At 63.6% G+C, this 26,228-nt stretch carries 22 protein-coding genes; 11 read left to right on the forward strand and 11 right to left on the reverse strand.

The annotated features are described in order from the left end of the window. Positions 1–4: 4 nt before the first annotated feature. On the forward strand, positions 5–1,201 hold the full coding sequence (locus ACR9Y2_RS13300) for a hypothetical protein (RefSeq protein WP_435041805.1): 1,197 nt from the start codon (positions 5–7) through the stop codon (positions 1,199–1,201). Here ACR9Y2_RS13300 and ACR9Y2_RS13305 read toward each other — a convergent pair. Next, the gene (locus ACR9Y2_RS13305) at positions 1,198–2,247 is read right to left on the reverse strand and encodes a winged helix DNA-binding domain-containing protein (RefSeq protein ID WP_435041806.1); all 1,050 of its coding nucleotides are present in this window, start codon (positions 2,245–2,247) and stop codon (positions 1,198–1,200) included. The genes ACR9Y2_RS13300 and ACR9Y2_RS13305 overlap by 4 nt on opposite strands. Positions 2,248–2,313: 66 nt before the next feature. Here ACR9Y2_RS13305 and ACR9Y2_RS13310 point away from each other — a divergent pair, with 66 nt between their 5' ends. Then, positions 2,314–3,402, forward strand: coding sequence for an SGNH/GDSL hydrolase family protein (locus tag ACR9Y2_RS13310; RefSeq protein WP_435041808.1), 1,089 nt, complete (start codon positions 2,314–2,316; stop codon positions 3,400–3,402). Between the two features lie 2 nt (positions 3,403–3,404). On the opposite strand, the gene ACR9Y2_RS13315 is transcribed toward ACR9Y2_RS13310, so the two are convergent. The 5 genes from ACR9Y2_RS13315 to ACR9Y2_RS13335 all read right to left on the reverse strand — a co-directional run bounded on the left by ACR9Y2_RS13315 (position 3,405) and on the right by ACR9Y2_RS13335 (position 11,146). Continuing rightward, positions 3,405–3,905 carry a hypothetical protein gene (locus ACR9Y2_RS13315; RefSeq protein ID WP_435041809.1) on the reverse strand — a complete coding sequence of 167 codons (501 nt, stop codon included), beginning with the start codon at positions 3,903–3,905 and terminating at the stop codon, positions 3,405–3,407. Between the two features lie 30 nt (positions 3,906–3,935). Next, positions 3,936–5,498 (reverse strand): carboxypeptidase-like regulatory domain-containing protein, encoded by a 1,563-nt coding sequence (locus tag ACR9Y2_RS13320; protein ID WP_435041810.1) that lies wholly within the window; start codon positions 5,496–5,498, stop codon positions 3,936–3,938. 117 nt (positions 5,499–5,615) lie between these two features. After that, positions 5,616–7,175, reverse strand: a complete 1,560-nt coding sequence (locus ACR9Y2_RS13325) for a carboxypeptidase-like regulatory domain-containing protein (RefSeq protein ID WP_435041812.1) — start codon at positions 7,173–7,175, stop codon at positions 5,616–5,618. A 70-nt stretch (positions 7,176–7,245) separates the two neighbouring features. Further along, positions 7,246–8,661: a DUF1501 domain-containing protein gene (locus tag ACR9Y2_RS13330; RefSeq protein ID WP_435041813.1), complete on the reverse strand. Its 1,416-nt coding sequence runs from the start codon at positions 8,659–8,661 to the stop codon at positions 7,246–7,248. Between the two features lie 7 nt (positions 8,662–8,668). Continuing rightward, positions 8,669–11,146: a PSD1 and planctomycete cytochrome C domain-containing protein gene (locus tag ACR9Y2_RS13335; RefSeq protein WP_435041814.1), complete on the reverse strand. Its 2,478-nt coding sequence runs from the start codon at positions 11,144–11,146 to the stop codon at positions 8,669–8,671. An 83-nt stretch (positions 11,147–11,229) separates the two neighbouring features. Here ACR9Y2_RS13335 and ACR9Y2_RS13340 point away from each other — a divergent pair, with 83 nt between their 5' ends. The 6 genes from ACR9Y2_RS13340 (at position 11,230) to ACR9Y2_RS13365 (ending at position 17,203) form a co-directional block, all read left to right on the forward strand. Further along, complete coding sequence (locus tag ACR9Y2_RS13340; RefSeq protein ID WP_435041815.1) at positions 11,230–12,651, forward strand: sugar MFS transporter; 1,422 nt, start codon at positions 11,230–11,232, stop codon at positions 12,649–12,651. Between the two features lie 124 nt (positions 12,652–12,775). Beyond that, positions 12,776–13,513, forward strand: a complete 738-nt coding sequence (locus tag ACR9Y2_RS13345; RefSeq protein WP_435041816.1) for a YebC/PmpR family DNA-binding transcriptional regulator — start codon at positions 12,776–12,778, stop codon at positions 13,511–13,513. A 30-nt stretch (positions 13,514–13,543) separates the two neighbouring features. Further along, entirely contained in the window at positions 13,544–14,029 is a 486-nt protein-coding gene (ruvC, locus tag ACR9Y2_RS13350; RefSeq protein ID WP_435041817.1) for a crossover junction endodeoxyribonuclease RuvC, read from the forward strand. After that, a complete protein-coding gene (locus tag ACR9Y2_RS13355) occupies positions 14,026–14,676 on the forward strand; it encodes a hypothetical protein (RefSeq protein ID WP_435041818.1) in 651 nt (216 codons plus the stop codon). The genes ruvC and ACR9Y2_RS13355 overlap by 4 nt, the downstream gene beginning before the upstream one ends. Then, on the forward strand, positions 14,673–16,019 hold the full coding sequence (locus tag ACR9Y2_RS13360) for a redoxin family protein (protein ID WP_435041819.1): 1,347 nt from the start codon (positions 14,673–14,675) through the stop codon (positions 16,017–16,019). The genes ACR9Y2_RS13355 and ACR9Y2_RS13360 overlap by 4 nt, the downstream gene beginning before the upstream one ends. 14 nt (positions 16,020–16,033) lie before the next feature. Continuing rightward, positions 16,034–17,203, forward strand: coding sequence for a phosphopentomutase (locus ACR9Y2_RS13365; RefSeq protein ID WP_435041820.1), 1,170 nt, complete (start codon positions 16,034–16,036; stop codon positions 17,201–17,203). A gap of 10 nt (positions 17,204–17,213) precedes the next feature. Here ACR9Y2_RS13365 and ACR9Y2_RS13370 read toward each other — a convergent pair whose 3' ends face one another. The 5 genes from ACR9Y2_RS13370 to ACR9Y2_RS13390 are packed head-to-tail and all read right to left on the reverse strand — an operon-like array spanning position 17,214 to position 22,200. Then, positions 17,214–17,960, reverse strand: coding sequence for a class I SAM-dependent methyltransferase (locus ACR9Y2_RS13370; protein WP_435041821.1), 747 nt, complete (start codon positions 17,958–17,960; stop codon positions 17,214–17,216). Beyond that, a complete protein-coding gene (locus ACR9Y2_RS13375) occupies positions 17,957–18,994 on the reverse strand; it encodes an NAD-dependent epimerase/dehydratase family protein (RefSeq protein ID WP_435041823.1) in 1,038 nt (345 codons plus the stop codon). Before ACR9Y2_RS13375 ends, ACR9Y2_RS13370 begins: the two co-directional genes overlap by 4 nt. Further along, entirely contained in the window at positions 18,991–20,133 is a 1,143-nt protein-coding gene (locus ACR9Y2_RS13380; protein WP_435041824.1) for a DegT/DnrJ/EryC1/StrS family aminotransferase, read from the reverse strand. The genes ACR9Y2_RS13375 and ACR9Y2_RS13380 overlap by 4 nt, the downstream gene beginning before the upstream one ends. Positions 20,134–20,155: 22 nt before the next feature. Beyond that, a complete protein-coding gene (locus ACR9Y2_RS13385) occupies positions 20,156–20,971 on the reverse strand; it encodes a glycosyltransferase family 2 protein (RefSeq protein WP_435041825.1) in 816 nt (271 codons plus the stop codon). Then, positions 20,968–22,200 carry a hypothetical protein gene (locus ACR9Y2_RS13390; RefSeq protein ID WP_435041826.1) on the reverse strand — a complete coding sequence of 411 codons (1,233 nt, stop codon included), beginning with the start codon at positions 22,198–22,200 and terminating at the stop codon, positions 20,968–20,970. Before ACR9Y2_RS13390 ends, ACR9Y2_RS13385 begins: the two co-directional genes overlap by 4 nt. A 221-nt stretch (positions 22,201–22,421) precedes the next feature. Between ACR9Y2_RS13390 and ACR9Y2_RS13395 the strand changes: the two genes are divergently transcribed. The 3 genes from ACR9Y2_RS13395 to ACR9Y2_RS13405 all read left to right on the forward strand — a co-directional run bounded on the left by ACR9Y2_RS13395 (position 22,422) and on the right by ACR9Y2_RS13405 (position 26,225). Next, entirely contained in the window at positions 22,422–23,852 is a 1,431-nt protein-coding gene (locus tag ACR9Y2_RS13395) for an ATP-binding protein (protein WP_435041827.1), read from the forward strand. Between the two features lie 44 nt (positions 23,853–23,896). Next, entirely contained in the window at positions 23,897–24,556 is a 660-nt protein-coding gene (locus ACR9Y2_RS13400) for a response regulator (protein WP_435041828.1), read from the forward strand. Between the two features lie 214 nt (positions 24,557–24,770). Beyond that, complete coding sequence (locus ACR9Y2_RS13405; RefSeq protein WP_435041830.1) at positions 24,771–26,225, forward strand: hypothetical protein; 1,455 nt, start codon at positions 24,771–24,773, stop codon at positions 26,223–26,225. The last annotated feature ends 3 nt before the right edge of the window (positions 26,226–26,228 follow it).

Below are 26,228 nucleotides of genomic sequence, written 5' to 3' on the forward strand. Positions count from 1 at the left end.
TGGCATGGCTGCTCCTGACTACAAAGAGTTGATCTCGCGGTTGCCACGGACGTTCGGTCCGGCGCTGAACGATCAGCTGCACCAGTGGGAGATGTTGTTCCCGGCTGAGCAGCGCCAGTTGAAGGCGCAGATGGACTGGCTGGCCGCCCTGCCGCCGGCCGAGTTCAAGACCCTGTTCGCCGCGGTGGTTCAGGTGGAAGACCGCATGGATCTGCCGAAGTGGCAGCCGGGGTCGACGGGCCTGAGCATCCATGACGTGGGGGTCATGGCCCGGTCGCCGCTGTACCCGCAGTGGCGGCAGCAGGTGGAAAAGGTCTTTGCGCACATCGACGACTCCGTGCAGGCCTCAGGGGTGAACAAGCCGGTGCCGCGGCTGGTGTTCTCCATCCTGCCCTCCGGCCTGCCCAAGCCCGTGGATCCGCTTTGGCCCGAAGTGGCGGAACTGGGCCGCTGGGTGCAGCTCGACCGGCCGTTCCTCAAAGTGGAAGAGGTGCTGGTGCCGGCGGTGGTCAAGCGGAAGATGCCCGCGGGCCTGGAAGCCGATGAGACCACCTGGGTGATCGAGTGCCGCAAATGCCTGTCGGGCGAGGCCGGCGGCGTGACCAGCCTTTCGTGGGATGCGCTGGAGAAGGTACGCCGCGAGTTCCTGAACCGGTTGAACGGCATCAGCCGCGACATCAAGTCGGCCGACCAGACAACCAACGAGCTGAAGCGGATGGACATCCGCAAGCTGCTGGATCCGGCCACCGGAGACAGTCCGCGGTTGCGCGAGTTTCTGCGCGGCATCTTGCTGAGCGGCAACGGGTCGCTGGTTTTCAATAACTCGTTTGTCCAGTGGGCTGCCTCAGAGGCATTGCGCCGGGCCCAACCGCAGGTGCTGTTCGCCGGCTTCGGGCTGCGTCAGAAACTGAAGCCCTTCAGCAGCGTGGTTTTGTTCGAGGACCAGAACCGGTCGAACCCGACCCCGGACCAGGATGATCCCGCCGGCTCGTTGACGGATGCGGCGTTCCTGGCTCAATATGTCTACCTCGCGGCGCGGCGCGTCCCGGCCTATCAGCGTCACACCGTCTCCGTGTTCGCGCTGGAGGATCTGGATCGTGTGCTGGTTGTGGATCCGCGCGGCAAACAAGGCGTGCCGCAGAGCCTGACCGCCGAAGCGCTGACGGCCTGGATGGTGGCGTGGCTCGCGGGCTCGGCTTAGCCGCCCGCCTGGTGGAATCGCTGATAGCGGCGAATCGCCGACTGCAGCGCGGCCGCTTCCCGCGAAGTTAATGCACGATCGGTGCTGGTCATTACCTCGGCTCCGCCGTTGCTGAGCTGATGTCTCCAGCGCCCGATCCTGTGGCCGTCCAGCAATATGAAATGGACGAACTCCGGGCGGTCCAGCGCGCCGAGGCCCAGCACGTCGCGGCTCTCACTGTACGACATGATGTATTCGTCGTAACACTGGACGAGATCGAAGCGTGGTGTTCTTACCTTGGGACGTGGATCCGCCGGAGCCAGCCAGTATGCCCGGCCGTCCGCCTGGAATCGCTCCAGTCCATGCTCCACCGCCTGTAAGCCGCGGCGGGCTTCGGCGAGGGTCAGGCTCGACCAGGTGGCGAAGTCCCTCACCGTGGCCGGGCCGCGCGTCGTGAAGTAGCGGCGGGCGAGTTCAGCCAGGGCTTCGTCCCGGGTGAGCGCCGCGGCGGCCGGCACCCACTCGTCCATCAACGCATATGTATGCTGCTTGCCGCGCATGGCTCCGCTACAGACGAGTTTGCTGAGCTCGGCGTGCATGACGAGATACGCCAGCGGGACACCCGTCGACGGCAGGCCTGCGGCGGCCAGCCTGGCAGAGAGTTCTGTGCGTGGCAGGTGATGGCCGCCCGCGAGCGCCTGGCCGAGTATGGCATTGCTCCGCCTCAGCATCGCTTCCTCGATGCCATGTTCACGCTGGGTGAAGCCATTCAGGAGGCGGATGCGCGGGGCGGTGAGGTCGATCAGCCAGCGGATATCGGCTGGATGCACAAAGTGCCAGGTGGGGCGCAGCAGGTGCGTTCGCAGGATCGCTCCCCGGGCGTAAGCCTGTTGAATGGAAGCGTGCGTGGCGCCGCTGGTCCGCTGGCCAATGGACCACTTGGCATACGCGAACTCCTGCGCCTGTACAGCGGCCAGGCGTTGCAGCAGTGCGCCCGGTTCCGTCCCTGGCTGGCTCCAAAGCGATTGGTTGTGGAGGCGCAACAGCGCGATCTCGTGTGACGTCACTGACTGCCAGGATAGCGGGCCCGGTGTCCGGATATGATGGGGATTCACTGCTGGGAGGATCGTGGAATGGATCGACGCCGATTTACGCTGTTGCTGGGTTCGACGCCTTTGCTGGCGCAGGCTCCGGCCGCGGCTCCGGAACTGGAGTGGCACGACGCGAAGAAACTGCGCGTGGAAGGGCTGGGTTTCAAAGACCAGAAAGCCCCCTACGACCGGTTGCCTGGGCGTGCCGAAGGCGTGGTGCGCCCCGTGGTTTGGGACCTCAGCCGCGACTCGGCTGGCGTGCTCGTCCGCTTCGTGACCAACGCCACCGCGATTCATGCCCGCTGGACCCTGACCAACAAGACCCTCACCTCGCCGAACAGTACGCCTGTCGCCTGCAGCGGCCTGGATCTATACGCGAAGAATGACGCCGGGCGCTGGCACTGGCTCGGCATCGGGCGTCCGACCAAGTTTCCGGAAAACACTGATGCGCTGGCCAGCGGCCTGCCGGCGGGCCCGCGCGAATACATGGTGTACCTGCCCATGCACAACCCGGTGACTTCGGTGGAGATCGGCGTGCCCAAGGGCGGCTCGATGGAGGCCGGCCCGGCGCGTCCGGCGGACCGCAAGCCCATCGTGTTCTATGGGACTTCCATTACACACGGCTTCTCCGCTTCGCGCGCCGGCATGACACATGTCTCGATGCTGGGCCGCCTCTTCGACCGGGAAGTCATCAACCTCGGTTTCTCCGGCAACGGCAAGATGGAACCGGAAGTCACCAAGTTCGTAGCGGAACTCGACCCCGCCGTGTTCGTGCTCGACTGCCTGCCGAACCTCACTGCCAAAGAGGTCCACTCCAATGCGATCCCGTGCGTGAAGATCCTGCGCGAGGCCCATCCCGATACGCCCATCCTGCTGGTGGAAGACCGCAACTATGCGGACAACTTCCTGAACGCCTCACGTCGCGAACGCAACGAGACCAACCACGCCGCCATGCGCGAAGAGTACGCAAAAATGCAGAAGGAGAAGATCCCGCATCTGCACTATCTCAAGGCGGACGACCTGCTGGGCGACGACGGCGAAGCCACCATCGACGGCTCCCACCCAACGGACCTCGGCTTCACGCGCCAGGCGGCGGAGTTCCAGAAGGCGCTAAAGAAGATCCTGAAGTAGCGCTACTTCGTCAGGTACTTGTCCGGGATCGGCGTCTCGGGCCGCTCGGAGTCCCATAGAATCGTCATCACCTTCCAGTCCTTGCCGTCGAAGACAAGCTGGAAGCTGTTGATGCCGCGCGCGAAGGGCTTTTCGCCGGGCGCGCGCCGCGACTCGTAGGTGCTGAAGACATGCGCGATGGAGCCATAGCGTTCCACCTTGCGGCTGACTTCGGTTTCGAAGAAGCCGGCTTTCTCGAAATTGGCGCCGGCCATCTGGACGTAATCCTCGGGCGTCATCACGCGTGGCGTGTTGCCCTCGGCAGTATGTCGTACGGGAATCAGCCGCGCGCCGGCGGTGAACAGCGAGCGGAACTTCGCCCAATCGCGTGTGCCAGCCGGTCCGGAGATGACGGCATAGACAGCTTGGACAGTGGCTTCGAGGGAGTCGCCCTCGGCGGCGGGCAGGGCAGGGGTGGCCAGCGCAAAAGCGGCCAGGAGACAGAGAGTACGTCGGCGAGACATATGGATATGTTAGCCGGGATCGGCCTCCCGTCACTTCCAATCTGGCGAGATGTCGAGATGTTGATACTTACGGCAGAGTTCGCAGTCTTCGTTGGCGGGGGCCGCTTCCAGAGCCAGCCGGATGGGACTCTGTGCGCCAGGAATCAGCGGCGTAATCGCGGAATGGTAGTGTACATTTGCATCCCGGTAGTGGCCGAAGATGGCATACGAACGGCCGGGGGCGCCTACCAGGGTGAACTGCCCGTCTACACCCACCCGGACTCCGTCGATCACCGCCTTGTCCTCCGGCCAGCCTTCCTCCACCAACCATACCTTCACCGCTTCAACGTCACCGTCCGGAGCCTGGACCTCCCCGTGCATGCGCCATTCCGGAGCCGCCGGCGGTAGACGGAATTCCAGATTGTCGAGATCCTGGCCGGGATCGAGATGAATGGTCACGGCTTGATCCTTTGGGGTACCTCCTGAGTAAAAAGTCTCTCCGTAAGGCGAACGGTCGCCCATCCATCTCCGCTTCCGTGGCGGCAAACCGGGATTGATCAATAGCCGGTATTCGCCGGAGATGAGTCGTGGAATCCAAAAGATACCGTCGGCGTGGGTGTATTCCCTGCTGATGTGCCTTGGGTCGAGCGTAGGAGGCACCCCGCGAATTTCCACGAGTTCGCCAGCCACCCCATGGCCGTCTGCGTCGAGTAGCTTTCCACGAATACTGCCCATCGGAATAGCGGAGAAGTTCACACGCTGGCACTGGCCGGGCAGCACGTCGAGCCTAAGAACCCGCTGCCGCTCAGGCAGTTCGCTCAGGCCGGCCTCGACCTGATAGGAGCCAGGCGCTGGCAAGGCCAGTGAATACTCCCCCTGAGCATCTGTCGATGCCTGCCAGGTCTGTTCTCCGGAGCGGATAGTGATGGTGGCCTGGGCCACCGGCTTTGAGGCTCGATAGAAGAGCTCCAAGTCCGATGGCTGCCTCGTAACAAACCCGAACACCGTGGGTGGTGCCGATAGACTCAGGAGATTTCGATACGCATCCAGCTGGTGCGGATCCTTGATTTCCGCGGTCCGTGAACATGAGCCTGTTCTGAGACCACTGGACTTCTGGTCCCTGGAGGCATCAATCAGATACTCGCGTTCCACCTGGAACTTAAAATCGCAACTGCTCGTTCCGAAGGGGATTTCCACCTCGTGCGCCACATCCCCGTGAAATCGCTCCAATACTTGGATGTGCGCCGTTCTGGTTGAAAAGGCGCCTTGAAAATCCAGCTCAAGAGCCACTCCCGACTTCGCCTCGAGCACCCGAAAGGCCTCCGCCGGCAGCAGCTTCCTCAGGGCATCGAGCATTTCCTCATTGGTGAGGGGTTTGCGTGCGCGAAGCTTTGCGCCAGCCGCTGGTGACAGCATGCTGAGCACACGGGTCGTCATCTCCTGATCCGTTCGAGGCTCAATGCGGGTCACCCGGCCGGTGAAGAGAATATCGCTGTCAAAGAAGCCTTCGCAGGCCTTGCGTGGAGTACCCACGCAGAAGCAGCCCCAAGCCATTCCGTTCGCCAGGAGGACAGACGGGAGGAGCATCGCGAACCGCGCAAAGCGGGCAATCATGGGTCGCATCATCTACTTCGACTCGCTTTGCCCTGATTATGTCAGATCTATCCGTAAAACTCTGCGCCAAAGTCCGGCCATTCAGCCCAGCATTCCCGGAATCAGCGCTCCGTCAGCTCACTTTGAATCCTCGGCCGCCCGCAGATGATTATACTTGCGGCAGAGTTCGCAGTCGGTGTCCGGAGCGGTGGATTGCAGCGCGAGCCGCAGGCTGCGCCGGTTCTCGGGCGTGATCTTTACGGGTGTCGAGTAGTAGTGCAGGCTGGCATCGCGGTAGTGGGCGAATACGGAGTACGAGTGCCCTTTGGCGCCCATGAATTGGAACGCCCCATACAGATTCGAAGTGGAGTGAGCAGACGGCTCCTGGTCTGCCCCCAATGCGTCGTCCAGCGACCAGATCGGGATGTCTTCCACGTCAGCCTGGGTTGCGGTGAGCTTGCCCTCAAACCACCAGGGCGGGAGCGCCGAAGGCAGCTGGAACGAGAGGCCATCGAGAGTCTGGCCGGGGTCCAGGTGAATCACGGCGGCTTGCTCTTCTGTGGCAACCCCGGGGTAGTAGATTGGCAGGTCCTCCAGTCGCGCGCCATCCTGGCCGTAGCGGTCGATATTCCCGGGCGAAGCGGTGCGAATCCGGTAGTCTCCGCTACGGAGAAACGGAAACTGGAAAGTGCCATCCTCGTCCATCATTCCCAAATCGCGGCGGCGGGCTTCTGGTGGCAATGATACTGGCACCGCTTCAATCAACCGATTGGCGATTCGGAGGCCATCGGACCCGACGATCCGTCCTCGAATTGAGCCGAAAGGAACGGCCGAAAAGTTGGTGTGACGGCACTGACCTGGCGTCAATTCAAGTGGCCGGACACGCTCCGCCTCCGGCAGTCCGGGAATGTCCGCCGTGACCTCATAAGATCCGGGACCCGGCAGATCCACCGAGTACTGGCCCTTCGCATCCGTGACCGCCTGCCAAACCGTGCCGTTGGCGCGTACCGTGATGCCGATCCCTCGAACGGGTTGCGAGGCGCCGAAGGCCATCTGCAGGTCCTGAGGCTCCTGTGTCACGAAGCCGAATACTGAGGCTGGGGCCGTCTTGCTGATCAGGTTGCGATAGGGAGCCAGTTGCCTCGCTTCATCCTCAATCTCCACAGTGCCGTCGCAGACGCCCGTGCTGAGCGGCTCCGAGCCCTGCTCCTTCCCCGTTTGAATGAGGTATTTCCGGCCTTCCTCGAACTGGACATCACAGGAAGTGACGCCAAACCGGATCTCCACTACGGAGCTTACGTCGCCATGGAAGCGTTCAGTGACGCGGACTCGAGCCGTCCGCACGGTGGTCGCCTCCTCAAATTCGTCAGCGAGTTTGTCTCCACTCATCCTTTTCACGTGCCGGTAAGTGGAAGCGGGCAAGAGTTTCTTCAAGGCGGCCAGCATGGTCTGGTCGTCCAGCCGCGCGTCAGTCCATGCCTTCGCTGCTGCTTCCGGGCCAATGATCGCAGCCAGCCTGAGCCTGAGATCCTCCACGGTGCGCGGCTCGACGCGCTCCACCTGCCCCGCGAAAACCAATTCGCCTTTGGAGAATCCCTCGCACGCCTTACGGTTGGATGGCACGCATTTGCAGGCGCTGGCCAGGGGTGCGAGTAGCACCACAGAGAAAAGCGAGATCGCACATCTCACCAGAAACATCGAGTTGTTTCCTTTTGTACGGCAATAGCCGGCGAAACAACATCATAGCGGTTTCTCTTTTTTGCGAGTGTCAGCCCAGCATTTCCGGAATCACCACCCCGTGCACATCCGTCAGACGCCGGTCGATCCCGTTATGCCGGAACGTCAGCTTCGTATGATCGATCCCCATCGTGTGCAGCAGCGTCGCATGGATGTCGTAACAGTACACCGGCTTGTCCACGGCTTTGTACGACCATTCATCCGTCGCCCCGTAGGTCGTACCGCCCTTGAACCCGCCACCGGCGAACCAGGAGGTAAAGCCGAACGGGTTGTGATCGCGGCCCTTGCTGCCCTGGCTGCACGGCATTCGTCCGAATTCCGTGGTCCAGTAGACGATCGTGTCCTCCAAAAGTCCGCGGGCCTTCAAATCCTTCAACAGGCCGGCCACCGGTTTATCCAAGGCCCGGCCCAATTCGCCGTGATCCTTGGCCAGATTCTCGTGGCTGTCCCAGTTGCGGCGCGGGAAGCCATTGTCCGCTCCGCTCCACACCTGCACGAAACGCACGCCGCGCTCAACCAGCCTGCGCGCCACCAGGCAGCGCTGGCCCATATCCGCCGTAATCGCCTCGTCCAGCCCATACGCATCGCGAGTCGCCTTCGACTCGCCGGAAATGTCGAGCACCGTCGGCGCGCTCAACTGGAGCCGCGCGGCCATCTCGTAGGAGGCGATGCGCGCCTCCAGACGCAAGTCACCGGCCCGCTCTGCCGCATGCATCCTGTTGACCTGGTCCAGCAGGGCCAACCCTTGCCGTTCGCTCTCCTTCGTAATGAACCCCCCGTCCTTAGGCGGACGCAAATCGTGAATCGGTGTAGGCGTGCCTACACGGATCGTCGTCGCCTGGTTCGACGCAGGTAGAAACCCCGACGACCAGTTGGCGGCCCCATTCGGCGGCATGCCGCGCGGATCCGGCAACACCACGAAATCCGGCAGGTTCTCCGCCTCGCTGCCCAGCGCGTAGGAGACCCATGCTCCGGCGCTCGGGAACCCCGGCAGAATGAAGCCCGTATTCTGCATGAAGGTGGCCGGCCCATGCACGTTCGACTTCGACATCATCGACGCCACAAACGCGATGTCGTCGACACAGCTCGCCGTATGTGGCAGCAGGTCGCTCACCCACTTCCCGCACTGGCCGTACTGCTTCCAGCCCCACGGACTCGGCATCACCACGCCAGGGTTGCTCTGGAACAGCTCCACTTTCTCGCCCGGATCCCAGGCTTGGCCGCCCTTGCTGACCAGCAGCGGCTTGTAATCGAAGGTGTCGCACTGGCTCGCCGCACCGGACATGAAGAGCTGGATCACGCGCTTCGCCCGCGCCTTATGGTGCAGCCCGCCGTTCAGCTCAGGCCGCCCCTTGCCGCTGGCCGCTGCCTGGCGCGCCAGCAGCTGCGCCAGCGCGACCCCGCCCAGCCCGCCGCCATGGTTCCACAGAAAAGTTCGACGGTTCATGGGCTCCTCAGTCGACAAACAGGAATTCGTTGGTGTTGAACAGCACGCGGCAGAAGTTGGCCAGCCCCTGCTGCTGGGCATACTGCCCATAGAGTTCCAACTCTCGCTCCGTCGCTTCCCGCCCCAGGGCCAGCCGGATTGCCTCGCGAACCTGCCCGGCCGCATCGGACTCCCGCCCGCGCAGCAGTTCCGCGAAGTGCTCCGACATGCGCAGGACAAAGATGTTGTTCCACGCCGCCAGCGCCTGGATGGCCGTGATCGTGGTCGATCGCTTCGGCGTCAGCACGGAGGGATCCGGGCAGTCCAGCCGCTCCAGGAACGGGTCCGGCACGCTACGCACAATCAGGCGGTAGATACTGCGCCGATAGGCTCCGGGACTGTCCGGATCGAATCGGGCATAGTCGTACACCGGCGAGTGATCGTCCTTGAAGAAGAACATCTGCACCGGCGGCCCGCCCGCCGTGAGATCGATCTTGCCGGAGACCGCGAGCACCGAATCGCGAAATGCCTCGGCATCGAGCCGTGTACGGTTCATGCGCCACAGCAGGCGGTTGTCGGCGTCGACCTTTGCCCCGTCCTCGCGTTGCGCGGACGCCTGCTGATAGGCCGAGCTGGTCACGATCAGCCGATGCAGTTGTTTCAGCGATCCGTGCGCCTCGTCGCGGAACCAAACGGCTAGCCAGTCGAGCATCTCGGGATGCGACGGCTTGGCGCCCATGCGCCCGAAGTCGCTGGCCGTCTCCACAATGCCTGTGCCGAAGTGATACTGCCAGACGCGGTTCACAATCGAGCGCCACGTCAGCATGTTTTCCTGGGCCGTGATCCACTGCGCCAGCGCCGCCCGCCGGCTGCCCTCGTCACCAGGATCCGCCAGATCGAACCGGGCGTTGAGTCCGGACACGCAGGTCAGTCCCGCCGCAAACGCCGGCTTCCCGGGAGCGCGCACATTGCCTCGCCCCAGCACGGTGACCGGACGCGGCTGCAGCGCCGGACGGAACGTGCCGGCCCGTTGGAAATAACTCGCCGGAGCGTACACCAGCCGCGGCTTGGGCAGCGCCTTCAACTGCTCGTCAATCGGCGCGAATTCAGCCTTGACCCTGTCAATCTCAACGTAGGTTTCGGGGCCGACTATCGCGTCCACCAATTGCTTGCGCTTCGCCCGGTCGGCTGTGCGCCGCGTCTCCAATTCCTGCTTCTGCGCGGCCTCAGCCGGCGTCTTGGGTTCGCCCATATGGGTGATTAGCAGGCTTGCGTCCTGGATCGAGCTGTCCAGCGTCTCGATCGCCGGACTCGTGGCGAATTCCACCTTGTCCAGCAGCGGATCCAGCCGCCGCTGAATCGCCTGCTTCTGCCGCAGCAGCGCCTGCCTGCGCTGGAACAACGCTGCGTCGTCGTCGAATGGCCGGTCGGCCCGGTCGACACCCGCAAAGACCGCCTGCAGGTTGTAGTAGTCCTGCTGCGGGATGGGGTCGAACTTGTGGTCGTGACAGCGCGCGCAATGCGCGGTCATCGACGTAAAGGTGGAAATCGTAGTGGCCACCATATCGTCGCGATCCAGCACGCGCGTGAGGTCCTTATCCACCGTGCCTTCGCGCAGTTCCTGATGCCCGACGAAGTCCCAGGGGCCTGCCGCCAGGAAGCCGGTGGCCACCAGCGCCTGGGGATCCGTGGGAAACAAGGCGTCGCCCGCGATCTGCTCCTGCACAAAGCGCGCGTAAGGCTTGTCTTCGTTGAATGCCCGGATCACCCAGTCGCGGTACGGCCAGGCGTTCAGCCGCGGCTTGTCCTTGTCATAGCCGTGCGACTCGCCGTAGTGCATCACGTCGAACCAGTGGCGCGCCCAGCGCTCCCCATACCGCGGCGAGGCCAGCAGCCGGTCGACGACCTTCGCGTACGCATCCGGAGCCTCGTCCCTCACAAACGCGCTGACCTCCGCCGGAGTCGGCGGCAGTCCAATCAGATCCTGGTACACCCGCCGGATCAGCGTGCGGCGGTTGGCGGGTTGCGAAGGGGAAAGCTTGTTCGCCTGCAGCTTTTCCAGGATGAACGCGTCGAGGGGCGTCTGAATCCAGGGATCCTTCACTGCCGGAGGCTGCACGGCCTGCAGCGGCTTCAGCGACCACCAAACCTGCGCCGCGGCAGCACCGGAAGAGTCGTCCTTCGCCCCTTCCTCGATCCAGCGCCGGATGGTGGCGACCTCTGCCGCGCTGAGCGGAGCCCCCGCCTTCGGCATCCGTGGCTTCTCTCCGCTGACCACCTGGAGCAGCAGGCTGGCTTCCGCCTGTGCCGGTTTCACCGCCGGACCCGACACGCCGCCCTGCAGCAGCGAAGCCACCGAAACGGCGGAAAACTTGCCGCTCGCATTGCGCGCGTTGTGGCACATCAGGCAGCGCTCAGCCAGGATCGGTTGGACGTTGCGCTGGTAACTCACCGGCTCGGCAGCATGGACGGAGAGCACCCAGAGGATGAGAAAAGCAGCCCGCATTGGTGAACAGCATATCAACCGCTGCCGTCAAGATGGGGCGCGCAAAGGAGGGGGCGATCGTTGATAGACTCTTTCCAATCGCTATGAGTAATACCAAGAAGAGTATCTTCGTCACCGCCGACGGCCAGAACCTGGTGTTCACGTTTGTCCTGATCAGCTCGCTGTTCCTGCTCTGGGGATTCTGCAACGGGATGATCGATGTCATGGACAAGCACTTCCAGGAAGAGCTGGGCCTGACCAAGTCGCAGTCGGCGTGGGTGCAGTTCGCGCACTATCTTGGCTATTTCCTCATGTCCATCCCGGCCGGCTGGCTGGCCACCAAGCTCGGCTACAAGGGCGGCATCGTGATGGGTCTGTTGATCGTCGCACTGGGCGGTTTCTGGTTCATCCCCGCCACCCACATCAACTCCATGGTCCACGAAGGCCGTGTCTCCGCCAACATGGCATTTGTGGCTTTTTTAACGGGTGTTTGCGTTATCGCTACCGGTCTCACCTTCCTCGAGACCATCGCAAATCCGTACACAACCGTACTCGGTGATCAGCGCTTTGCCGCCACCCGTATCAACCTCGCCCAATCCTGCAACGGCGTCGGCTGGATCTTCGGCCCCATCGTTGGCAGCATGTTCTTTTACGGCAAGGATGCCGCCGGCCGCAGCACCGGCAGCGAGACCCTCTACATCCCGTACATGTACATCGCCTTCTTTGTCATCGTCCTCGCCGTCATCTTCTACTTCTCCAACATCCCCGACATCAAGGGCGAAGACGATTACCATCTCGACGACAGCGCCGCACCCGTCTCCCACTCCATCTGGTCGCACCCCCACTTCGTCATGGCGGTGATCGCCCAGTTCCTCTACGTCGCCGCCCAGGCCGGCATCTTCAGCTTCTTCATCAACTACATGACCGCCGAGCTGCCCGCCATTCCCGCCTCCTGGCCAGATAACCTGGCGGGCATAGGCGCCAGCGTCGGCTTCCTTCGCGACTGGCTCACCGGCTGGTTCGAGCCGAACAAGGCGGGTGTCCTCACCATGAGCAACAAGGGCGCCTCCAACCTCGCCTCCCTCGGCTCCATCTGCTTCCTCATCGGCCGCTTCAGCGGAGCCGGCATTCTCCGCAAGTACTCCGCCCACAAGGTGTTGGGCCTCTACGGAGCCATGAACGTCCTGGCCACCTTCCTGGTCTTCCTGAAACTCGGCTGGATCTCCGTCATCTGCGTCTTCCTCAGCTACTTCTTCATGTCCATCATGTTCCCCACTATCTTTGCCCTGGGCATCTTCGGACTCGGCGCCCGCGCCAAGAAGGCCTCTGCTTTCATCGTCATGGCCATCATGGGCGGAGCCCTTCTGCCCAAGCTCATGGGCTGGGTCGCCGACGAGTGGGACATGTCCCGCGGCTTCATCGTACCGGCCGTCTGCTTCGCCTTCGTCGCCTTCTATGGATACAGCTGGCCCAAGTTCAGCAAGTCGGACTCTCTCAACCGCGCAGTCCCGACAGCTGGACACTGAGCCGGTAGCAGGCGGCTGCGGTGAGGCCATTCCCGGCTAGGCACTCCCGGTCGCATTTGCTATCCTGTCCCTTTGGGCCGTAGTGCGCCCGCATGCAGTCAGTTAAAGAGTCAGAGGTAGAGCAATGTCCGGACACTCAAAGTGGGCGACGATCAAGCACAAGAAGGCCTCGTTGGATGCCAAGCGCGGCAAGATGTTCACACGATTGATCAAAGAAATCGTGATTGCTGCGCGGAGCGGCGGGGACCCCGATAGCAACGCTCGCCTGCGTACCGCGGTGACCGCTGCCAAGGCCGTCTCGATGCCGGCGGAAAACATCAAGCGTGGCATCATGCGCGGCACCGGCGAACTCGAAGGCGGACAGATCGACGAAATCATGTTCGAAGGCTACGGGCCCGGTGGCGCTGCCATCATGGTCTCCACGGCCACCGACAACCGCAACCGCACTGTCAGCGAAATGCGCCACATGTTCTCCAAGCAGGGCGGAAACATGGGCGAAGTTGGCTCAGTGGCGTGGATGTTCGATCGCAAAAGCCAGATCCTCATCGAGAAGGAAAAGGCGACTGAAGACCAGTTGATGGAATTCGCTCTCGACGCGGGCGCCGACGACGTGCGCGACGAAGGCGAAAACTGGGAAATCCTCTCGGCCCCCGAATCGCACCACACGGTGCTGGAAGCCCTGGCCAAGGCCGGCATCCCCACCGTCGAAGCCGAAATCGCCATGATCCCCAAGAATCTCGTGGAAGTCGACGCAAAGCACGCCAACGCCATGATGAAGATCATGGATCTCCTGGAAGAGCACGACGACGTCCAGAACGTTTACACCAACGCTGACTTCGGCGACGAAGAAGCAGAAGGTTAAGCAACGAAACCACGTCCAATTGAGGGGCGCGTGCGCATCCTGGGCATCGACTGCGGCAGCCAATTTACCGGTTACGGCGTCATCGATACGGACGGCACGCGCCATCGCCTCGTCCAGGCCGGCGTCATCCGCACCAACGCCAAAGATCCCTTCAGCGCCCGCCTGCTCACCATCGGTTCGCGCCTGCGCGAAATCGCGGCGGAATTTACTCCGGACGAAGCGGCGGTCGAGGATACCTTCACTTCAGTGAATGTCCGCAGCGCCCTCAAACTCACCCACGTCCGTGGCGTCGCCATGTTCGTCCTGGCCGAAGCGGGCCTGGAAGTCAGCGAATATCCTCCGGCGCAAGTGAAAATGGCCGTCGCCAGCAATGGCCGGGCCGAGAAGGAACAAGTGCAGTGGATGGTCCGCGTGCTCCTGGGGCTCGCGGAACCCATCGCCTCCCTCGACGCGTCTGACGCATTAGCGGTCGCCCTCTGCCATGCCATGCGGCGGCCCGTGAAAGTCGCCTTATGAAACTTCTTCTCCTACTCTGCTTCAGCCTGATCGCGTTCGCGCAGGATGCTCCGCGACTCTTCTACTCCAAGAAATTCCCAGGCAGTAAGCCGGAGTATCAGGAGATCCGGCTCGATCGCACAGGCAAGGCCGAGTATCGCGAAGGACCCGATGAGGACAATCCCATCGTCCTCAAGTTGAAGGAGATGGAGACGGACGAGATCTTCGCCTTCAGCGACAAACTGGGCCACTTTGATCATGAAGTCGAATCCGGCCTCAAGGTGGCGCGCATGGGCGACAAACTCCTGCGCTGGCAGAAGGGCGCTGAAACGCACGAGGTCAAGTTCAACTACTCCGCCGACACCGACGTCCAGGGTATCTACGACTGGTTCGAGCGCATGTGCGAATCGGCCCAGCTCTTCATCGATCTGGAACGCACCGCCCGCTACGACAAATTGGGCGTCAATCAGGCGGTCCTCAAGCTGGAAGCCGCCTGGGACCGCAAACGGATCGTCGGCGTGGACGTCTATCTGCCCCTGCTCGACAAAATTACCAAGAACGAGAGCTACCTGAACATGGCGCGCGAACGGGCTGAACGCCTGGCCGCCACCTTCCGCAATCCACCGCCCCCACCTGCCAAACCGGGCGGGGAAGCGAAGCCTCAATGAAAACACTCTTCCTGCTTGTCCTCTCCACCGCGCTCCTGCTAGGCCAATCAAAGCCCCCAGCGGCCAAGACCCCCTCGTCCAAGAAGGCCGATAAGTCCGAACCCGTCCAGCAGCAGGAACCCAAGGAAAAACCGGCGGACGATCCCGCGGCCAGGGAGAATCAGGAACTCGAACGCTCGCTCGGCGAGTCCGGTGGCAGCGCCATCGAATACACGCGTGCCCTGGAACGCCACCTCAAAAAGTATCCGGATTCCGCGCGCCGCCAGGAGATCATCCGCGTCCTCGCCCAGGCGGCAGTCGAGAACCGCGACAAAGCTCGTCTGGTGCTCTACGGCGTCCCTGCCATCGAGAGCGGAGCCCGCGGCGGCGCCATCCTCGACAACGTCACCCGCACCCTGCTCGATCGCGACGACAAAGAGAGCGCCGAGCGAGCCTTGAAGTACTCCCGCATGCTCATCGAAATGGTGAGCGATCAGCGGAAATCGCAGCTCGAATCCAAAGAGCCCGGCTCTGGCCGGGGCCGCCGCCTCGACGAAACGGAATACGCCCTCACTCGCGCCCAGACCTTCGAGGCGAGAGCCCTCAGCAACCTGGCCCGCTACGACGAAGCCCTCGAGGCCGCAAAGAAGGGCTGGGCAGTCTGCCCGACAGCCGAGAATGCCTTCGAACGCGCCCGCCTGCTCGAAAAGGCCGGCAAGCCGAAAGACGCGCTGGAATCCCTGGCCGAGGCCCTGGCCCTCAACGACGAACGCACCGCACCCACCGATGCCGCCAAGGAAGGAGCCCGCCTGGGCGAACTCTCCAAAAAGGCCTTCGGCGATGAGAACGGCTTCGGCTCCATCATGCTCGCCGCCTACCAGCGTGTCGGCCAGGCCCTGACGGCCCGCCAGGCCCGCCTGAAGCAGTTTGATCCCAATTTCGGAGCCAAAATTCCGTCGGATTTTACCCTCGGCGGTGTCACGGGCGACCCCGTATCCATGACCAGCCTAAAGGGTAAAGTCGTCATCCTCGATTTCTGGGCCACCTGGTGCGGCCCCTGCCGCGCCCAGCACCCGCTCTACGAGCAGGCCAAGCTGCGCTTCAAGGACAATCCGGATGTCATCTTCCTCAACGTCTCCACCGACGAGGATCGCGGCGCCGTGAAACCCTTCCTGGAAGCTCAGAAGTGGAAGGGACAGTTCCTCTACGAGGATGGGCTGGCCGTACTGCTGCGGATCAACTCCATCCCCACCACAGTCATTCTCGACCGCCAGGGCAGCGTGGTCAGCCGCATGAACGGTTACATTGCCGATCGCTTCGTCGACATGCTGAGCGACCGCATCCGCGACGCCCTCGAAAACTAATTTGGAGAATTGATATGGCTTTCCGTCGAGTCGCGTGGATTGTTCTCGATAGCGTCGGAATCGGAGCCATGCCCGACTGGCAGGCTTTCGGAGACGACACGGCCGGTGACACCCTGGGCCACTGCGCCAGCCTGCGGCCGCTCCACCTGCCCAATCTGTGTTCCCTGGGCCTGGCCAATATCCGCCCCTTCGACAACCTCACCGCGGCGCAAGCCCCCCGCGGCTCGTACGGCCGCTGCACGCTGGCCTCCCCCGGCAAGGACACGACTACCGGGCATTGGGAAATGGTGGGCATTCACCTCTCGAAGCCGTTTCCGCTCTATCCCAACGGGTTCCCTGCCGATCTGATGGCCGAGTTCGAACGCCGCATCGGCCGCGGCACGCTGGGCAACTACGCCGCCTCCGGCACCGAAATCATCAAACAACTGGGTGACGAGCATGTCGCCACCGGCAAGCCCATCGTCTACACCTCGGCCGACAGCGTCTTTCAGATCGCGGCGCACGAGGGTGTCATCCCGATCCCCGAGCAGTACCGGATCTGCGAAATCGCACGCGCGCTCCTGACCGGCCCGCACGAAGTGGGACGCGTCATTGCGAGGCCGTTCGAGGGCGTCTCTCCAAACTTCACCCGCACCACCAACCGTCACGACTACGCGGTGCCTCCACCGCAAGGCATGCTGCTGGACCAACTCGCCGCCGGCGGGGTCCCCGTCGTGAGTGTCGGCAAAATCGCCGACATCTTCCTGGGGCGAGGCGTAACGAGGTCCCTCAAGACGAAGACCAATGCCGACGGCATGGCCAAGACATTGGAAGCCTTGGCGTCGATCGAGAGCGGCCTGGTCTTCGTAAACCTGGTCGACTTCGACATGCTCTTCGGCCACCGCAACGATCCCGAGGGCTATTCGAAAGCCCTGGAAACCGTGGACGCCTGGCTCCCGCAACTCGAAGCGGCGCTGGGTCCGGATGACCTGGTAGTGCTCACCGCGGACCATGGCTGCGACCCAACGACGCCGTCAACCGACCACAGCCGCGAATACGTGCCGCTGCTCGCCTACGGTCCAAAAGCGCAAGCGGGCGTCAACCTGGGAACCCGCGGCTCATTGGCGGACATCGGCCAAACGGTAGCGGAGAACTTCGGAACCAGCATCCAGGCGGGCACCAGCTTCCTGTCGTCCATCGCCTGACTGGCCCCCCCTACCGCGGCCGCTCCGCCACCAGCAGCAGGCTCTGCCCCAAGGGTAGCGTGTAGCCCCGCGACAGCCACGCCTTTTCCAGCCGCAGCGCACCCAGCAGCCCCGCATCCAACCAGCCTGGCAGCGCCCCTACCCCGCTTCTCGGCGTACGGTCGAACAACGGTTCCCACACCCGGAATTTGAAGGCCGCCAATGGCAGCGCCAGCAGGTTCAGGTAGGTGCAGCGCAGCGGCCGCCAGCCCGCATCCACCGTCTGCCGCAGCAGTCTTGCCCGCGTGAACCGCTGCTTCTCTTCAATGAAGATCGAATGCCTGCTGCGCAGCCAGTCGAATGCAGCCACCCGCATCACCAGCAGCCCGCCCGGTCTCACCACACGCACGAACTCGCGCAGCGCCTGCTCCTCCGTGCCCGGGGTCAGGTGAATGAGGACATCCAGGGACAACAGCACGTCACAGCAGCCGTCCGGGAAAGGCATGCGTATAATATCGCCCTGCACGCCCTCCACGGCCCGCCGCCGCAGCCACGGCATCGCCGCGGCGTTGGCCTCCAGCCCAATCGTCCGCCATCCATAGCGCCGCGCTACCTCTTCGGCCATGCTGCCGGTGCCGCATCCGGCGTCCAGCGCTCGCTGAATACTGCGCCCGTGGCTCGCACCGTCCAACTCCTGGAACAGGATCCCGCGCATGCCCCGGTACCACCAGAGGCGCTCCTCGGCCGCCGCGATATTCTGGAATTCGGCCGGATTCATCGTCCCGGGGCCGTCTCCCAAAGTGAGCCCGCGCCTGGCAGGTAGGTTTCCCACCGTTCCCGGTAGAACCGCAGCGTCCGCTCAATGCCGGTGGCGAAGTCCGTCCGAGGCTGCCAGCCCAGCAACTGGCGCGCCCTCGACCAGTCGGCCACGTAGCTCCCGATATCGAAGGCTTTGTCCTGCTTCGGGAACTCCAGGAACCGTACCCTCGACTCCGTCCCCGCCGCCCGGGCAATCGCCTCCGCAATCTCGTCCAGCCGCAGCGCCTGCGCGCCCCCGAGATTGAACGACCGGGCCCGCAATACCGGCGCCGCACCGGCCGCCAGAAACGCTTCCACCGCGTCATCCACGAAAATTGGATCCCGCAGTTGATCGCCCGGCCGGTATACGCCCAACTCCTCGCCCAGCAGCGCCCTTCGCAGAAAAACGCCCAGAAAACCCTGTCCCGGTACGTTCAGCGCCATCCGCGGGCCGTATACATTGCTCAATCGCAAAACCACCGCGTCCAACTGCCCCAGCCGCGAATACAGCATGTGGTACATCGTCGCGGCATACTTGTGGATCCCGTTGAAGTCCACCGGATCAATCGGGTGATCCTCGTCCACTGGCAGGCTCAGCGGTACACCGTAAACCTGCCGGGTTCCGGCGTAGACCACGCGGATCCCGGGCCGCATGTGAGCCAGCAGGCCCAGGAATCGAAGCTGGGCCGCGGTGTTCAGTTCGCCATCCCGCTCCGGTTCAGTCATGCTGCGCCCGTGGCTGATTTCACCCGCCAGGTTGAAGACAACCTCGCAATCGTCAATCGCCCCGGCCGTCCCTGCCATTTCTCCGATATCCGTCCGGACGACACGGCAGCACCGCGCGGTGCCCTCCAGATTCTCTGGGTTGCCGCCGCAGCCGGGCACCAGCGCATCCAGGATAGTCACCTCGGCCCCGGCACTCGCCAGCGCGTGCGCCAGATTGCTGCCCAGGAAACCCAGACCGCCCGTCACCACCACCCGCCGTCCCGTATAGAATCCTTGCCAGGAGTTCACGTGTAAAACCTCCGGATCTCCGCCGCCACGCGTTCCGCGTCGCGCGGTCGAATATGGACTCCGATGGGTAGGGATAGAATCTCCCGGCAGGCCCTCTCCGCCACCACCGGCGGAGCCGCGACACGCGCGTCGCGAAAGGCCGGGTGACGGTGCAGGGGGACGGGATAGTGGATGCCGGTCTGTATGCCGGCTGCCAATAAATGCTCTCTCAGTTTCGTCCGCTGCTTGGCCCGGACGACAAACAGGTGGTGGACGGATTCGTCAGACCAGGCCGGTAACCGCAGGCCCGGACAGCCGCGCAGCGCCTCGTAGTAGCGCGCCGCCACGCGCGCCCGGCGCTCGTTGCTCGCCTCCAGGCCCGGCAGCAGCCCGCGCAGATAGCACGCATGCATTTCGTCCAGCCGGCTGTTTCCCGCCGCCATGCCCGCCACCTGCCCGCCCGCCCGGCCCCCGTCGCGCAACAGCCGCACCAGCCTCTCCACCAGGGGAGAACTCGTGGCCACCCCACCGCCATCGCCCAGACAGCCCAGATTCTTCGTCGGATAGAAACTGTAACAGACGTATGGAGAGAAGTCCGTCAATGGGCGGCCCAGGTGCCGCGCTCCGTGCGCCTGGCACGCATCCTGGATCAGCGCCGCGCCCTTGCCGCCCGCCAGCCGCATCAGCGGCTCCAGCCGGCAGGGCCGCCCGTACAGATGCACTGCCGCTACCGCCGTCGTCGACGGACCCCATGCCGCTTCGGCCCCGGCCGAAGTCAGCAGCAGCGAATCTTCGTCCACATCCGCGATGCTCAATCGCCCGCCCGCCGCCAGCACCGCCTGCGCCGTAAACAACGACGTCAACGCCGGCACCACCACCTCGCGCCTCTTCCGGCGCCCCAATGCGCTCCGCAGCGCCAACTCCAGCGCCGCCGTGCCGGTGCCCACTCCAACGCACGACAACGCTCCGGTTGCCGAGGCAAACTCCGATTCGAAGCCGCTCACCTGCGCACCCAGAATGTACTGCCCCGCCGCATGCATCTCCGCCAGCCGCGCGCGAATACCCCCGCCGGCCGCGCGCAGCAGCGGACGCAGGTCTACCATCGGGATCACCGCCGGCGCGCCGCGCTCGGGCTTCCGTTTGACGTTCAGCTTAGCCACGATTTCAAAGAGGAGCCTTGCCTCAGTCCCCTTCCGCCGCGCGCGACGGCTTGAACAGCGCCGGCAACGGCGTCGCCAGCCGCGCCAGCAGCGGCAGGCTCACTCGCGTGGCATGCAGCTTCAGCAACTCCCGGAAGGTATTCAACAATGGCCGGATCCGGAAGAACTGCGACCGCCCGTGCAGCCTCGGATAATGGCCCACCGGCACCACCACCGTCCCAAGCCCGGACGCCTCGGCCAGCATGGCAATCTCGATGCAGATCGTGCCACCATCGGCCCGCAGCCGGTCCGGCGTCACAATGTGCCGGCGAATCAGCCGGAAGTCGCAGTCGATATCCCGCAGCCGGATGCCGAACACCCTTCGCACCACGGCGTTGTAGAACTTCCCAATCCAGATCCGATGAGCCGGATCCTGCCGCTGCCGCTTATACCCGTTCACCAGGCCAATCGTTTCGCCCGCATGGCTCAGCAGGCCGGCCAGCTCCCGCACGTCATACTGCCCGTCTCCATCCGTATAGAACACCCAGGGGTAGCGGGCCGCGGCAAATCCGCTGCGCAGCGCCGCGCCATAGCCGCGGTTCACTTCGTGGGTCACCACCCGCAGCCGTCCGCCCATCTCCTCCTGCAGAGGAGCCAGTGCCTCCAGCGTGCCATCGCGACTGCCGTCGTTCACCACTATGACTTCAAACTCCGCCGTCAGCGGAGCCAATGTCTCATGCGCCGCCCGCACCAGTCCGGCAATCGTCGGCTGGTCGTTATAGGCAGGGAAAAACACAGAGAGGCCGGACCTCAGCACATCGTCCGGCGCTGGTCTTGCATTGGGCAGGGAAGTATTCATGGATGATCCGAATCCGAGTAGGAAAAACTGTGCGCGGGCCCCAACCCCGCGGCATACACCGTTTCAGGGGCACGCCCCAGGGCAATCGCCGCGGCGTGCTGATAGACCCACAGCGGGAAGGGCGCGCGTCCGATTTCGATGGCCTCGCCCTGGTTTCGCGTGGCCCGCAGGAACCGCTCCGTGGCCTCCGCCCGCCGTTCGAATTGGGGCAGCTTCCTGGTCCACAAATTCAGTACGTTGCCCGTGATGAACAACACGCTCGCGGCCGCCGCCGCCAGCCGCGGACGCGGTATCGCCAAGCCGGCCAGCGACTGCACCGCCAGGCCCAGCAGCACCGCCAGCCCGGCCGCCGCCAAGTACGTGTGCCGGCTGGGTACCCGTGTCTGGTAGGTCAGGAATACATACGGCCCCAGCGCGACAATCATCCAGCCCAGTGCGGCCGCGGCCAGGCGTCGCGCCCCCGCGTCGCGGCCAAGCCAGATCAGCGGCAGCGCCACCAGGCCGGCCGGCCACAACAACCGCCAAAGACTCTCCGGCAGCGTGATCCAGAACGGCGCCTGGAACGAAAACGTGCCATCGTTCAGATGCTGATGCACACCGGCCGACTGGAAGATCGCCCAGGCATAATACGCCGTGAACCCCGCCATCACCGCCAGCGGCCACAGGCGGCGCGTGTCCCGTCCCGCGGAAACCAGCCACAACAGGAACAATAGCGGCAGGAAGACCACTCCCGATTCCTTGGAATAGAGCGTCATCGCATAGCCGGCCATCGCCGCGCCTGCCCTCCCGCCTCGCCTCTCCAGCCATCGCAGCCAGCTCAACACGGTCATCGCGCCGAAGGCGAACACCAGCAGTTCATGCTGCGATGCAATCCATACGATCGCCTCCTGATGTCCGGAATGCACGGCAAAGAAGCTGGCTGCCGCCAGTGCCGTTGCCGGCCTGGCCCGTAATGCCGTCACCACCTGGAACAGAAGCAGGACATTGAGGGCGTGCAACGCGAGTCCCGCCGCCAGGTGCGGCCGCTGCGCCAGTCCAAACGCTTCGTCCAATACCCGGGTCAGCACCAGCGATGTGGCCCGGCTTCTGTACAGTACGTCTTCCGCCAGTCGGGGTAGCCCCTCCTGGCTGATATACCGCCGGGCGAAAAACCACTGGCTATAATCGTCCGAGATCAGCGGCAGCCCCAGGAACGGCAGGAACGGTAGAATAGCCCCGCATGCCAGCACTACCCGGACCCATTGCGGAAACCGCCTGGATGACCACGCCTGAACCTCCGCACCTGGTGCAGAATTGATGATTGGACCTTCGTGCAAGCACGCCAGCATATCGAATGACAGGGGTCCTGGCCGTCGCTCTTTGAGATGAACGATTTGAGTCTTTCGGTCAGCGGATCGCAACTTTCGGTCATTTGGTGCGACTTCCTAGACCAGATTGGGGTTTAATTCCGATGGCCCAAGCATCATCAGGCCGTCCGCAATCAGCCGCACAACCGGCCGGTTGGTTCGACACCCTGCTCCGCCTCGACCGGCGTGTACTGCTGGGTGTGTCCATTCCGCTCACTCTGCTGGTGGCCCTTCTTGACTGGCGTACCGGGCCGGATGTCGCCATCGGCGCAGCCTATCTCTTCCCCGTGATGCTGCTCTCCATTGGCGGCACCCGCTGGCAGATCCTCCTGCTCAGCCTCACCTGTGCCGCCGCACGCGGTTTCTTCTCTGTCTGGTACTCGCCCGTCGACTTCTTTCTCCGCTACCTCCTCGCCTTTGCCGCCTACTCCGCCACCGGCTTACTCATCTCCGAGATCCTCAAGCACCACGCAGAGACCCGCCTCCATCTCGATGCCTTGCGCGAACAGAACAGGCTGAGGCAGGAACTGGAAGAACACCTGCGCGAACTGGCCGAAAGCAGCCCGGCGGCCATCTTCACTTCTGATGCCCTGGGCCGAATCCTGACGGCTAACGAAGAAGCGCGCCATCTCTTCGGCTTGCCCCAGGGCGTCAGCCTGCGCGGAGCCTCCGTCGTGCACTTCCTGCCCGTGCTCGAAGGCGCCCTGCGTCTCGACCCCAGCGAGGGGGTTTTCCGCACCAGCACCCAATGCCAGGGCCGGCGCCTGGGCGGCGAACCCTTTTTCGCGCAGGTCTGGTTCTCTCTCTACGCCAATCCCGGCGGACGCCGGTTGGCCGTCATCGCCGTGGACATCTCCGACGACATGCGCGAACGCGAGGATCAGAACCTCCGCCTGCTGGCCAGTCAGAACCGCATCATCGCCGGCGCCGTCTCGCACGAGGTGCGCAACATCTGCGGTGCCATCGCCATGGCTGTCAATAGCCTGAAGGAGTCCGGCGCCCTCAGCGATACCCGCGAGGCGTCCACTCTCGGGGAACTTGTGGCCGGACTCATGCGCATCGCCGCCACGGATCTGGAGATGAAAGCCGAGATTCCTCTCTCCCCGCTCCATCTCGCGGATCTTTTCGATCAGCTCAGGGTGCTGATTGAACCCGCCTGGGCCGACCTCGGCGGCGCCGTTGACTTCCGCCTGGAGCCCGGCTTGCCCCGCGTCCTCGCCAATTCGGCCGCCTTGATTCAGGTCTTCCTGAATCTCGCCAATAACAGCCTGCGCGCGGTCGAACACTGTGATGTGAAACTCCTCACCATCACGGCTTCTCAATCCGGCCCCGAGATTCATATTCGCGTCGCCGACACCGGCAGCGGCCTGCCGCTCCTCCCCCATCTCTTCGAACCCTTCCAGGAGAAGGCCTCCGGCGCCGGCCTCGGCCTGTATGTTTCGCGCGCCGTACTGCGGAATTATGGCGGCGATTTAAAACACGAACCCTCCAGCGAAGGCTGCGTTTTTTGTGTGAAACTTCCAGCCGCTGCTTGACGCCTATTACTATTGCACAAGGAGATTCCATTCCCGTTTCCGGTATGTCCGCCACCCAGACCTCTCCGGCGCCAATCCGGCTCTATCTGATCGACGATCACGCTCTCTTCCGCGAAGGGCTGGTCGCCCTGCTCTCGCAGCAGCCCGACTTCTGCGTGGAAGGCACGTCCGACCGCGTCGCCCCCGCCCTCGAAGCAATCGTTGCTGCCCAGCCCGACCTCGTCCTGCTCGATGTCGATCTCGGTTCTGAGCGGGCCATCGATTTCCTCTACGCCGCCCGCCAGGCCGGAGTGACGGCCCGCGTCCTCGTTGTCACCGCTGGAGTCAGCGACGCCGAAGCCATCGCTCTCATTCGGGAAGGAGTCTCCGGCATCTTCCACAAACACTCCCCACCTCAGGAACTCTGCTCCGTCGTCCGCAAAGTGGCGGCCGGCGACGTCTGCCTGGAGCCTCGCTACCTGAAAAGTCTGTTTCAGACCATTGACAGGAATAGCCTGAACGCTTCACCCACCCTGAACGATCGCGAGCTCGTTGTCGTCCGGCTGCTTCTGCGCGGCCTCGCCAACAAGGAAATCGGCGACCGTATCGGAATGAGCGAAAGCTCCGTGAAATCCATCCTGCGCGGCTTGTTCGATAAACTCGGGGTCCGCACCCGCAGCCAGCTCGTCAAGATCGCCCTGGAACAGTATTCTTCCCTGCTTTGACCCGCTTCCTCCCCGCACCCCCCTGCAGCGCCTTGTCAACCCGCACACCCGCTTTCTCCGCCAGAGCTCGCCGCGCCGCGGCCTGGCGCCGGCAATTGGCCGGAGTTGAGGCGGCGCGCACTGGAAAACAACGGCGGAAGCCCCCGAATGATCCGGGAATTGACGGCTACCTACTCACGGTTTTGTCGGCCGCGAGACCGGATAACATGTCCCTATGAAGGTGCTGGGCTTCCTTTCGTTGGTTTGTGGACTGCTCTGCACTGCGCAGACAATCACGCCGCTGAGTGATCGACTGAACGGATTGTCGTCACCGGCCCTCTCGCCCGATGGGGCGATGCTCGCCTATGACGCTGTGAGCTCCGATTACTCCATCTGGATCGACGTACGGCCCCTCAGTGGTGGAACGGCGGTGCACTTTGCAGGCCGGCAGGACGACGGTGGACCACTGAGCCCTCGCTGGTCTCCCGATGGCCGGCGGATCGCGTTTCTACGCTTCTACTGCCATAACTGCGACCACAAGCTGTTTGTAAAGGATTTCCCGAATGGCCCCGAGAAACTCCTCGGCGCGGTTTGTGGCGGTACGCCCTCCTGGACGCCCGATGGCCGCTTCCTGCTCGCGACGGAGCTGGCAGGCGAAAATGCCGGCTGGGACCCGTGCCGGTTGGTGCTGATTCCACTTGATGGCGGCCCGCGCGTCAGGCTCGCCAAGGACGGCGACGAACTCGCACTGACTACGGATGGGAAGCGCCTGGCCTACGCTGCGGGGAATGTAGTGAAGTCCGTCGAGCTGGACGCCCGCTATCGCTTCGCGAACCGCCCCACCGAGATCGCAAGGGCGCCTCATGCCATTTCGTCGCTCCACTGGTCGGCTGATCAGCGCACCTTGGTGTATCAAGTCTGGGACTACACCAAGGCGGTCGCAGCCGGAGCCGTACGCGTGATACAAACCGGCGCGCGCATCCGGATTTCGCAGATTCTCGCCGATGGCAGCGCGTTGGGCACCGAGGATCGCCCGGCCTCCAGCTTGTGGCGCATTGATCTGAAGGCGGCGCGAGGGGAACCCGAGACGGTCCGCAGCATTCCATGGACGGATCATTATCTGAGCGTTGCTCCCGACGGCCGATGGCTGGCGTTTTCCACCACTCGCAACGGGCCAACACAGATTTGGGTCTCACGCCTGGACGGCAGCGACGCTCGCGTGGTGATCGCCGGAATTCCCCCATTCGATCACTATGGAGACCGAACGCTTGTCGATGGCTTGAGTTGGTCGCCGGACGGAAAATGGATCGCGATGGCGACGCAGCCGGGCATCGGTCACGGCGACTCGCGCGGAAGGATCTTTCTCGTTCCTTCGGCGGGCGGGCGATTGCGGAAACTGACGGACTGCGGATCCGCCTTCAGCGCGCCGCTCTGGACCGCAGACGGTAAGGCACTGCATGTCGTGAGGTATTCGGAAGGCCTGCGGGACAACTATTTTCTAGCTGACATCGCCACTGGCGCGCTAAGTCCGATCGCCGGGGACAGGGTGCCGAAGCCTCCGTCCTTCCCGCTTCCAGCGGACGCTCAGCTGTCACCTGTCTCGCAGAGTGGCGGGTTCCTCTATTACGAAGCGCCCCTCACCTGGGAGCCCCGGCTCGTCAAAGTGGAGAGCCTGCTTTCACCGAAGTAGTGT

This window comes from Paludibaculum fermentans, from assembly GCF_051172195.1.
Classification (GTDB): Bacteria; Acidobacteriota; Terriglobia; order Bryobacterales; family Bryobacteraceae; genus Paludibaculum; species Paludibaculum fermentans_A.